General features: G+C 64.7%; 10 protein-coding genes. 8 read left to right on the top strand and 2 right to left on the bottom strand.

What is annotated here, in order from left to right:
* Positions 1-41: 41 nt before the first annotated feature.
* Complete coding sequence (locus V1292_RS06800; protein WP_334371258.1) at positions 42-551, top strand: OsmC family protein; 510 nt, start codon at positions 42-44, stop codon at positions 549-551.
* Positions 552-732: 181 nt separating this feature from the next.
* A complete protein-coding gene (locus tag V1292_RS06795; protein WP_334371256.1) occupies positions 733-1,527 on the top strand; it encodes a hypothetical protein in 795 nt (264 codons plus the stop codon).
* A gap of 34 nt (positions 1,528-1,561) precedes the next feature.
* Here V1292_RS06795 and V1292_RS06790 read toward each other — a convergent pair whose 3' ends face one another.
* Together V1292_RS06790 and mutS are read right to left on the bottom strand one after the other, a co-directional pair.
* Positions 1,562-1,828, bottom strand: coding sequence for a hypothetical protein (locus V1292_RS06790; RefSeq protein WP_334371254.1), 267 nt, complete (start codon positions 1,826-1,828; stop codon positions 1,562-1,564).
* The gene (gene mutS / locus V1292_RS06785; RefSeq protein WP_334371252.1) at positions 1,825-4,560 is read right to left on the bottom strand and encodes a DNA mismatch repair protein MutS; all 2,736 of its coding nucleotides are present in this window, start codon (positions 4,558-4,560) and stop codon (positions 1,825-1,827) included. Before mutS ends, V1292_RS06790 begins: the two co-directional genes overlap by 4 nt.
* A 309-nt stretch (positions 4,561-4,869) precedes the next feature.
* Here mutS and pcaF point away from each other — a divergent pair, with 309 nt between their 5' ends.
* The 6 genes from pcaF (at position 4,870) to V1292_RS06755 (ending at position 10,825) form a co-directional block, all read left to right on the top strand.
* The gene (gene pcaF, locus V1292_RS06780; RefSeq protein WP_334371251.1) at positions 4,870-6,078 is read left to right on the top strand and encodes a 3-oxoadipyl-CoA thiolase; all 1,209 of its coding nucleotides are present in this window, start codon (positions 4,870-4,872) and stop codon (positions 6,076-6,078) included.
* A 247-nt stretch (positions 6,079-6,325) separates the two neighbouring features.
* On the top strand, positions 6,326-7,027 hold the full coding sequence (gene pcaH, locus V1292_RS06775) for a protocatechuate 3,4-dioxygenase subunit beta (RefSeq protein WP_334371249.1): 702 nt from the start codon (positions 6,326-6,328) through the stop codon (positions 7,025-7,027).
* Positions 7,028-7,633, top strand: coding sequence for a protocatechuate 3,4-dioxygenase subunit alpha (pcaG, locus tag V1292_RS06770; RefSeq protein WP_334371247.1), 606 nt, complete (start codon positions 7,028-7,030; stop codon positions 7,631-7,633).
* A 45-nt stretch (positions 7,634-7,678) separates the two neighbouring features.
* A complete protein-coding gene (locus V1292_RS06765) occupies positions 7,679-8,617 on the top strand; it encodes a LysR family transcriptional regulator (RefSeq protein WP_334371246.1) in 939 nt (312 codons plus the stop codon).
* Positions 8,618-8,746: 129 nt separating this feature from the next.
* Positions 8,747-9,637 (top strand): shikimate dehydrogenase, encoded by an 891-nt coding sequence (locus V1292_RS06760; RefSeq protein WP_334371244.1) that lies wholly within the window; start codon positions 8,747-8,749, stop codon positions 9,635-9,637.
* Between the two features lie 51 nt (positions 9,638-9,688).
* Positions 9,689-10,825, top strand: coding sequence for an ABC transporter substrate-binding protein (locus tag V1292_RS06755; protein ID WP_334371243.1), 1,137 nt, complete (start codon positions 9,689-9,691; stop codon positions 10,823-10,825).
* Positions 10,826-11,032 lie beyond the last annotated feature (207 nt).

The raw sequence follows: 11,032 nt of genomic DNA, 5'->3' as shown, positions 1-11,032 counted from the left end.
GATTATATCGGCTCACACAAACACAGTCGGGAGAGAGCAAGATGGACGCCGCCGAACTCCGCGCGATGCAGGCCCCGCTCAAGGAACGCTACAAGTCTGACCCTTCCGCCGCCGTCATTACCCTCAAAGCCAAAGGCTCGATCGACAATGAAGGCATCGCCTGTAAGGTCGAGACCGGCCGCGCGCTGGCGGTCGCCGGCCTGCACCCCGCCACCGGCGGCTCCGGGCTTGAGCTGTGCTCTGGCGACATGTTGCTCGAAGCACTGGTCGCCTGTGCCGGCGTGACGCTGAAGTCGGTGGCGACCGCCACCGATATTCCCCTGAAGACCGGCAACGTCATCGCCGAGGGCGATCTCGATTTTCGCGGCACGCTCGGCGTCGACAAGGAAGCCCCGGTCGGCTTCGAGGAGATCCGCCTGCGCTTCGAGGTCGCTACCGACGCCCCGCAGGACAAGCTTGATCTGCTGCTCAAGCTGACGGAGCGTTATTGCGTGGTCTATCAGACCATCAAGAACGGCCCGAAGGTCTCGGTGTCGATGAAGCGGGTGTGATTGGCCGTTCACCCTCCCCTGGAGGGGGAGGGTCGACGCTCATGAAATGAGCGGCGGGGTGGGGTGACGGTCTCTCCCCAGCCAACAGTGCCCGAGTTGAGAGATCACCCCACCCCGTCTCGCATTTCGCTGCGCTCATGCGAGCCGACCCTCCCCCTCCAGGGGAGGGTAAGAGATGTAAATGTCCCCCGAACTCGCCTTCCTCCTGACGCTCGGTCTGCGCATGGCCATCACCGCAGCCTTCGTGGTGACGGCTTCCATCGTCACCGAACGCTCAGGCCCCGTAATCGGCGCGCTGGTCGCGACGCTGCCGATCTCGGCTGGGCCGTCCTACGTATTCCTTGCGCTCGATCATGACGCGGCCTTCATCGCCGAAGGCGCGCTGGCGAGCCTGCCGATCAATGCCGCGACGATATTCCTGGGCCTGACTTACGTCGTGCTGGCGCAGCGCCACAGCGCGCCGCTCAGTTGCCTTGCGGCGGTCGCGGTGTGGATCGCGCTCGCCGCGATCATCCGCTCGGTGCAATGGTCGCTCGCCGGCGGCCTGATCGCGAACGCCATTGCGTTTGCCATCTGCGTGCCGCTGCTCGCCCGCTACCGCCACGCCAAAATGCCGCCGATCCGGCGCCGCTGGTACGACATCCCGCTGCGGGCATCGCTGGTAGCAACGCTGGTGGCGACCGTTGTCACCACCTCGAGCTGGGTCGGTCCCAAGATCAGCGGCATCATCGCGCTGTTCCCGATCGTGTTCACCTCGATGATGCTGATCCTGCATCCGCGCATCGGCGGTCCGCCGACGGCGGCCGTGCTTGCCAACAGCGCCTGGGGATTGATGGGGCTCGGCATCGCGATTGCCGTGCTGCATGTCGCCGCCCTGCAGTTCGGCTCGGCGATCGGGCTGAGCCTGGCGCTGGCGACGTGTGTGGGGTGGAATCTCAGCCTGTTCTGGTGGAGCAAGCGGAAGGCTGCGCACTAATCGCCGTCATTGCTTCCGCCTTTGCGTGGAATCTTTAGCGCATCCGATAATAGAGCATCCAATAGAAGCCGCCCGATACAGCGATCGACAGCAGCGCGGCGCTGGCTGTCGCCGCTGGCGGCAACCTCTGCCAGCGGCGGATTTCCTGCATCAGGATCAGCGGCACGAACGGCGACAGCAGGAAAATCAGCACCAGCGGTATCGCCCAGCCCGAAGAAAAGATCATTACGCCGCAGATCAGGGCCTGCGGCAGGCCGAACAGAAGCGCGAGCCACACCAGCAGCGTCGCGACCTGTTTCATTTGTCCGCCTTCGATGCGAGCGTCTTCAGTTTGTAGAGCGCCTCCAGCGCCTCGCGCGGCGACATCTCATCGGGATGCAAGGCCTTCACGGCTTCCATCAGTCGCTCCGCCTCGCTCGGCGGCGCGGCCTCGGCGGCGGCGCGGGAGGGGACGGCGAACAGCGGCAGATCGTCGGCGAGTGCGCGCGCGGTCTGGCCGCGGTCCTGGGCTTCGAGCTTCGCCAGCACCGACTTGGCGCGCGCGATCACGGCCGGTGGCAGGCCCGCGAGCTTGGCGACCTGGATACCGTAGGACCGATCGGCCGAACCCGGCAGCACCTCGTGCAGGAATACGACATCGCCCTGCCATTCCTTGACCCGCACGGTGGCGTTGAACATCCGCGGCAGCTTGGCGGAGAGCGCGGTCAGCTCGTGATAATGCGTGGCGAACAGCGCGCGGCAGCGATTGGCCTCGTGCAGGTGCTCGATCGCGGCCCACGCGATAGAGAGGCCGTCGAAGGTGGCGGTGCCGCGGCCGATCTCGTCGAGGATGACCAGCGAGCGCTCGCTGGCCTGATTCAGGATCACGGCGGTCTCGACCATCTCGACCATGAAGGTGGAACGGCCGCGCGCGAGATCGTCGGCCGCGCCGACGCGTGAGAACAGGCGGTCGACGACGCCGATCCGGGCGCGCGACGCCGGCACGTAGGAGCCGATCTGCGCCATCAGCGCGATCAAGGCGTTCTGCCGCAGGAACGTCGACTTACCCGCCATGTTCGGGCCGGTGATCAGCCAGATCTGACCCGACTTCTGGCCCGGCCCCGGCGAAAGGTCGCAGGCGTTCGCGATGAACGGCTGGCCGTCGCGCTTCAGCGCCTGTTCGACCACCGGATGCCGGCCGCCTTCGACAGCGAAACCGAGCGAACCGTCGACCTCTGGCCGCACGTAATTGTCATCGACGGCGAGCTTTGCCAGCGCGGTCGCGACATCGAGCAGCGCGAAGGCATGCGCCGCGGCGCGCAGGCCGTCGCTGGCGGCGAGCGCCATCGCAGAGAGCCGCTCGAAGATTTCCAGCTCCAAATTGAGCGCGCGGTCGCCGGCGTTGGCGATTTTGGCCTCGATCTCGCCGAGCTCTGCCGTGGTGAAGCGAACCTGCCCGGCCAGCGTCTGGCGGTGGATGAAGGTTGCGTTCAGCGGCGGCGCCATCAGTCTGTCGCCGTGCTGCGCGGTGACCTCGACGAAATAGCCGAGGACGTTGTTGTGGCGGATCTTGAGCGCCTTGATGCCGGTGTCGTCGGCGTAGCGCGCCTGCATCGCGGCGACCACGAGGCGGGAGGCGTCGCGCAGGTTCCGGCTCTCGTCGAGTGCAGGCTCATAACCTTCGCGAATGAAGCCGCCGTCGCGCTTGATCAGCGGCAGTTGCTCGGCGAGGGCGCGTTCGAATTCGCGCGCGAGCTCGCGCGAGGGCCGGCGCAGCGCCTCCATCACGGCGATGATTTCAGCCGGTGCGGCTTCGAGCTGCGCGAGGCGCGCCAACGCCTGGTCCGCCGCGAGAATGCCGTCGCGCAAAGCCGCAAGGTCGCGCGGGCCACCGCGACCGACCGACAGCCGCGCCAATGCGCGCGACATGTCGGGTGCGGCGCGCAGCGTGGTCCTGATGTCATCGCGTGCAGCGCTGTCGGCGACAAATGCCGCAATCGCATCCAGCCGCCGCGCGATGGCCGCACTGTCGGTGAGCGGCGCGGCGAGCCGTTGCGCCAGTAGCCGGGAGCCTGCCGCGGTCACGGTGCAGTCGATCGCATCCAGCAGCGATCCGCGCCGCTCGCCGGCGAGAGTCCGGGTCAATTCGAGATTGGCGCGGGTGGCGGGATCGATCGCCATCGTCGTGCCCGCAGCCTCGCGTGACGGCGGCGACAGCGGCGGGCGCTTACCGACCTGCGTGCGGTCGATATAGGTGACGGCGGCGGCCGCGGCGGTCGCCTCCAGCCGCGACATCGCGGAAAGGCCATCCATGGTCGCGACCGCGAAATAGTCGCACAGCCGCCGCTCGGCGGTGGCGCCGTCGAAGACGTCGCGGGTCAAAGGCGTAACGGAGGGCAGTTCGCGCAGCAGCGCGCCCAGATCAGGATCGCCATAGAGCGCATCGGTAACGATCGCTTCATTCGGATTGATCCGCGCCAGCGTCGCCGCCAATTCCGCGGTCGAGCATTCCGTGACCATGAATTCGGAGGTCGAAATGTCGATCCATGCAAGCCCGATGCGGTCGCCGCCGGAGGAGGCGCGGGCGCGCGCGATCGCCAGCAGATAATTGTTGGTGCGGGCATCCAGCAGCGTGTCTTCGGTCAGCGTGCCCGGCGTCACCAGCCGCACCACGCCACGCGCCACCACGCTCTTGTTGCCGCGGGCGCGCGCGGCGGCCGGATTCTCGGTCTGCTCGCATACCGCAACGCGATGTCCGGCGTTGATCAGGCGATGCAGATAATCCTCGGAGCGTTCCACCGGCACGCCGCACATCGGGATATCCATCCCCTGATGCTTGCCGCGCTTGGTCAGCACGATGCCGAGCGCCTTCGAGGCGATCTCGGCGTCCTCGAAGAACAGCTCGTAAAAATCGCCCATCCGGTAGAACAGGAGCAGCCCGGGATGGGCGGCCTTGATCTCAAGGTACTGTTCCATCATCGGCGTGACGCGCGCGGGCGCCTCTGGTGCCGGTGCTTGCTCCGGGGACAGGGGGATGGATTGCTGGATCGTCATCAGAGCGTTTTCAAGTGAAGTGGGTACCGGTTCGCGTGAAGAAAACGCGTCAAATGAGAAGCTGGAGCCGGAAGGCTCCAGGGGCGGCAAACTACAGAATTTCGCCGCCCGATCCCATTCCCATACCTGCGTTGTCAGAGTTTTCCACGCCTGGGCCGCTCGGTTGATTATACGCCCGAAGCATGACGGCCCCTCCGCGAAAGCGCCGCGGGGCAGCCATGCCTCAATTGACCTGCCGCGGGCGCGCTCCTAAAACTCGCCATCAAATCTGGGTCAACGCCTAAAGCACGGCATTCAGGGAGAGATTCTATGCGTGATGTATTCATTTGCGATGCCGTCCGGACCCCGATCGGCCGTTTCGGCGGCTCGCTCGCCAAGGTGCGCGCCGACGATCTGGCCGCGGCCCCGATCAAGGCGCTGATGGCGAAGCATCCCAATCTCGACTGGTCGCAGGTCGACGAAGTATTTTTCGGCTGCGCCAACCAGGCCGGCGAGGATAACCGCAACGTGGCGCGGATGGCGCTGTTGCTCGCGGGCATGCCGGAATCGGTTCCCGGTCAGACGCTGAACCGCCTCTGCGCGTCGGGCCTCGATGCGGTCGGCGCCGCGGGACGCGCGATCCGCGCCGGGGAGGTCGATTTCGCGATTGCCGGCGGCGTCGAATCGATGACGCGCGCGCCGTTCGTGATGGGCAAGGCGCCGGAAGCGTTTGCGCGCTCGGCCGAGATTTACGACACCACCATCGGCTGGCGCTTCATCAATCCCCTGTTGAAGGCGCAGTATGGCGTCGATGCGATGCCGGAGACCGGCGAGAACGTCGCCGAGGAATTCCAGGTGTCGCGCGCCGACCAGGATGCGATGGCGATCCGCTCGCAGCAGCGCGCGGGTGCGGCGATCGCCTCGGGCTATTTCGCCGAGGAAATTACGCCCGTATCGGTGCCGGGCGGCAAGGCAGGTCCCATCACCGTCGACAAGGATGAGCATCCGCGTCCCGAAACCACGCTCGAAGGATTGGCAAAACTGAAGCCGATCGTGCGCAATCCCGGCACGGTGACGGCGGGCAATGCATCCGGCGTGAATGACGGCGCGGCGGCAATGATCCTCGCGTCCGAGCTAGCCGTGAAAAAGCACGGGCTGACGCCGCGGGCGCGCATCCTCGGCCTCGCCTCGGCAGCGGTGCCGCCGCGCATCATGGGCATCGGTCCGGTGCCGGCGACGAAGAAGCTGATGGAGCGGCTCGGCATCAAGATCAGCGACTTCGACTTGATCGAGCTCAATGAAGCCTTCGCTTCCCAGGGCATAGCCTGCCTGCGTCAACTGGGCGTCAAGGACGATGCCGACTTCGTCAACCCGCATGGCGGCGCGATCGCGCTCGGCCATCCGCTCGGCATGAGCGGCGCGCGGCTGGCGCTGACGGCGGTGCACGGCATGGAGAAGCGGGGCGGGAAGCTTGCCTTGGCAACCATGTGCGTCGGCGTCGGCCAGGGTGTTGCGGTCGCGATCGAAAAGGTCAATTAAGACAACGGTTTGGGAGGGTGAAAAATCGCCCTTTTCCAAATTAGTTATGTCGTATAATGATCCGGCGACGCGGCTTGCTGTGTCACAAACCCTCATGGTGAGGAGCGCGAAGCGCGTCTCGAACCATGAGGCCCGCCTGTAGCCTACATCCTTCGAGACGCCCGCTCTGCGGGCTCTTCAGGATGGGGGGATAGAGCGGTTGTGACGCAGCAAGACTAGCCGGCGCGATGCGAGGGAGGAATTCGTCATGACATTGGTCTATCCAGTGCAAAGTCTCGCGGCGCATCCGCCGCGGCTGTCTCCCGCCTACAAGAGCACGGTCAAGCGTTCGCCCTCCAAGCCGCTGATTCCGATGCGCCATACGCTGTCGGAATTGACCGGGCCGGTCTATGGCCACGAGACCGTGCGCGCGAACGATCACGACCTCACGGTTCACGGCAAGGGCGAGCCGATCGGCGAGCGCATCATCGTGCACGGCCATGTGCTCGATGAAGATGGCCGCGGTGTGCCGAACACGCTGGTCGAACTCTGGCAGGCCAATTCCTGCGGCCGCTATGTCCACGTCGTCGACCAGCATCCCGCGCCGCTCGATCCGAATTTCACCGGCGCCGGCCGCACGCAATCCGACGCGCAAGGCTACTATCGCTTCGTCACCATCAAGCCCGGCGCCTATCCGTGGGGCAATCACCACAACGCCTGGCGGCCGGCCCATATCCACTTCTCGGTGTTCGGCCACTCCTTCGTCTCGCGCCTGGTGACGCAGATGTATTTCCCCGGCGATCCGCTATTCCCGTTCGATCCGATCTTCAATTCGGTCACCGACGAGAAGGCGCGCAACCGGATGATCTCGTCATTCGATCTGGAGAACACCAAGCCGGATTGGGCGCTGTGCTACCGCTTCAACATTGTGCTGCGCGGGCGCAACGCCACGCCGATGGAGAACAGTTAAGTGCCTCAGACCAAACCGGACGGGGTCACCCCGTCGCAAACCGTCGGTCCCTATTTCGCCTATGGCCTGACGCCAGGCGGCAAATACGACTGGAACGACGCGTTCAACAACAATCTCGTCACGCCGGATACGTCGGGCGAGCGCATTCGCGTCGAGGGAACGGTGTTCGACGGCGACGGCGTGCCGGTCGTCGATTGCATGCTGGAGATCTGGCAGGCGGACGCGCAGGGCCGGTTCTCCGATCCGCAGGACAAGCGCGCGCTGCCGAATACGTCGTTCAAGGGGTTCGGCCGCATCGGCACCGATGCCAAAGGCGGCTATGCGTTCGACACCATCAAGCCGGGTGTGGTGCCCGATCCCGACGGCAAGCCGCAGGCGCCGCATATCGTGCTTGCGGTGTTCGCACGCGGCATGCTGCTGCATCTCTATTCGCGGATCTATTTCGACGGCGAAGCCGCCAACGCCGCCGATCCCGTGCTGGCGCTGGTGCCGGCCGACCGCCGCTCGACACTGATCGCGACGCGCCAGCCGGTTAACGGCAATCCGGTCTATCGTTTCGACATCCATCTGCAGGGCGACAACGAGACGGTGTTCTTCGACGTGTAGCCGCGACTGCATCGCAGGGGCGGCACGACAGGCAAGACTTCGCACATGATGACGCTTCGCCAGGTCGAGGTGATCCGCGCCGTGATGGTGACCGGCACGATCGGCGGAGCTGCGAGACTTCTGAACGTATCGGCGCCCGGCATCAGCCGGCTGGTGAAATACACCGAGAAGTCGCTGGGCGTCCGGTTCTTCCAGCGCCAGAACGGGCGCTATTTCCCGACAGCGGAAGCCCGTAACATCTTTGAGCAGATCAACGGCGTCTACGAGAAGATGGATGATCTCTCCGAGATCATCTCCAAGATCGGACGCGGCGATCTGTCCGAACTGCGCATCGGCTCGGTGCCGAGCATCTCGCAGGTGATGGTGCCGCGCGCGATCGAGCGGGTGCGGCGCCGTTATCCCGAACTGCGGATCGACATCAACATCCTCAAAATCGAGGAAGCCGTCGACTATCTGCTGCTGGGCCGCGGCGATTGCGTCGCCATGAGCTACCGGCTCGAGCATCCCGGCCTCGACTTCCTGCCGTTGGCCTCGGGCGAGTTGTTTTGCATCGTGCCGGCGGGGCATGAGCTTGCCGGGTGCAAGCAGGTCTCGGCCAAGGAGATCATCCGCTATCCCCTGATCGGCATCGATCCCAATGATCCCTATGGACGGATCATGGCGGAGATATTTGCGCGCAACAAACTCGACTACGACATCACCATCCGCGCCCGCTTCGGCACCACGGTGTGCGCGCTGGTCAAGGCCGGCCTCGGCATCGCCGTGATCGACCAGTTTACCGTCGCGCATGGCGGTTATCCCGGCATCGAACTGTTGAAGATCGTCGAGCCGACCAGGTTCGACACCTACATCGCGGTAAAGCGCGGCGCGCCGCTGTCGCTGCACATCGAGCATTTCATCGAGTGCCTGCGCTCGGAAATGCGCGCCGTTGGACCGGTCAAGACGGCGCTGCGAAAGCCCGACCCCAAGCCGCGCAAGAAATAACATGATGTTATCTATCCGGCATAAATGGGTAATTGTGTTAGGTCGGCAAAACGCTATCGTTCGGCCGGATCGGGACGTCCCCGAGCCGTCCGCTGGCCCTTACGCGCATTTGCGCCCAACGACGAGATCATGAGCCCTGCCGCCCGCCCGATTGCTCCGGCCGATCGCCGCTTCCTCACCGGCCTGATCGGCGCGCCGATTGCGCATTCGGCATCGCCGGCGATGCATGAGCGGGCCGCCGAAGCGCTCGGCGCTCATTGCCATTACCAGCCTATCGAAGTTGCCGGTGCGGGCCGCGAAGAATTGCGGCTGCTGCTCGACGGCGTGCGGCGGCTGGGCTTTGCCGGCGTCAACGTCACCTTCCCGTACAAGGAAGCGGTGGTTTCGCTGCTCGACGAATTGTCGCCCGGTGCGCGCGCGATCGGCGCCGTCAACACCGTCGTGGTCCGGGAGGACCGGCTGATCGGGCACAACACCGACACAACGGGATTTGCCCGGGCGATCACCGAACTCGTCCGCGATCCCGCGCAGAGCGTTGTCGCCGTGATCGGCGCGGGCGGTGTCGGCAAGGCGATCGCCTTTGCGCTTGCCGGAATTGGCGTGGCGGAGATTAGAATCTTCGACACAGATGCAGCCAAGGCAACGCAACTTGCCGGCCTGATCGAGAGCCGTGGCAGCACGAAGGCCGCCGATAGCGTCGAGGAAGCCATGCGCGGCGTCACCGGCGTGGTCAATGGCTCGCCGGTCGGCATGCTGCCGAACCGTCGCACGCCTGTGCCGGATGCGCTGCTGCACAGGGATATTTGGGTAGCGGACGCTGTCTACACGCCGCTCTGGACGCCGCTGCTGAATGCCGCCAAGGCGAAGGGCGCCGAGGTCATGACCGGGCGCGAGCTCGCGATCTACCAGGCGGCGGACGCCTTCGAGCTGTTCACGGGATTGAAGCCATCGGTTGTCGAGATGGGAAATGCATTCGACGCCGTAATGGCTAAACGCTACGCTAAAGTGAATGCAGCGTAACAGCACGGCCGGTTACAAGGCCGTCTTTTGCAACAACAAGAGGGGATGGAAATGAGATCTGGAATCTTTGCCGGGCTATTGCTCGTTACCGTATCGGCCGCAACCGCATTTGCGCAAGGGGCGCCGATCAAGCTCGCCGATGTCGCCGAACTGTCCGGCGGCGGCGCCACCGTTGGCAACAACTGGAAAAACGGCATCGATCTCGCGATCGAGGAGATCAACGCCAAGGGCGGCGTGCTCGGTCGCAAGCTGGAAGTCACGCATGCGGATTCGCAGTCGAACCCCGGCGTTGCGCGCGCGCAGGTGCAGAAGGCGCTCGACAATGAGCCCTACGTCCTGCTCGGCCCCGGCTACTCGGGCTCGGTCAAGGTCACCTCGCCGCTCGCCGCGGAAGCCGGCATCACCCAGATCATGGGCGGCGAGGCGGCCGAACTGACGCAGGGCGGCAACAAGTTTTTGTTCCGCACCTCGTTCGGTCAGCAATCGTCGATGCCGAAGGTTGCCAAATACATCAACGATGAGCTGAAGGCCAAATCGGTTGCGATCGTCTGGGTCAATAATGATTTCGGCAAGGGCGGCCGCGACGTCATCAGCAAGGAATTCGCCAAATACAACATCAAGGTCGCGGCAGACCTTTCCACCGAAGCGGGACAGGCCGATTTCGCCGCCGACGTCAGCAAGATCAAGGCCGCGGCGCCCGATGCCGTCTTCATCTACCTCAACGAGGAAGAAAGCGCGCGCATCCTGAAAGAGCTGAAGCGCCAGGCAGTCGCTGTGCCGCTGGTGGGCGAGACTACCCTGATTGGTCAAAAGGTCGTCGAACTGGCTGGAGACGCGGCAAACGGTGCGCGCGGTCACGTCGGGCTTACCACCGACGCACCCGTCGATCTGGTCAAGGCCTTCCGCGACAAGTTCGTCAAGAAGTACAACTACGTGCCCGACCACAACGGACTCAAGGGCTATCTCGCGATCTACATGGTCAAGGCGACTACCGAGAAAATGGGCAAGGTCGACGCCAAAAAGTTCGCCGATACGCTTCACGGCCTCACCATCAAGGCCGCCAGCGAGCCCGGCATCCTGATGGATGTGACCTTCGACGAGAAAGGCGACATCGATCGCCAGGGATTCCTGGTCGAGATCGTCGAGGGCAAGCAGGTCGTCAAGCAGGTGCTGCCGAAGCTGAATTGATTAGTGATGAGATGAGGTCGCGCGGCGACGGCGGTGCACTCCCTCTCCCGCTTGCGGGGGAGGGCTGGGGTGGGGGTGTTGCCGCGAGTTACACTGCCCGTGTGGAGAGAGCCCCCACCCGCATCGCATCTGTCGATGCGATGCGACCTCCCCCGCAAGCGGGAGAGGTGGAGCCCGTCGCGCGGCCGAGCGAATTCATCTGAGCCG

The sequence above is a fragment of the Bradyrhizobium sp. AZCC 1719 genome (assembly GCF_036924525.1).
Lineage (GTDB): Bacteria > Pseudomonadota > Alphaproteobacteria > Rhizobiales > Xanthobacteraceae > Bradyrhizobium.
The sequence above is the reverse complement of the archived record's forward strand: the minus strand, read 5'-3'. Positions and strand labels throughout refer to the sequence as shown.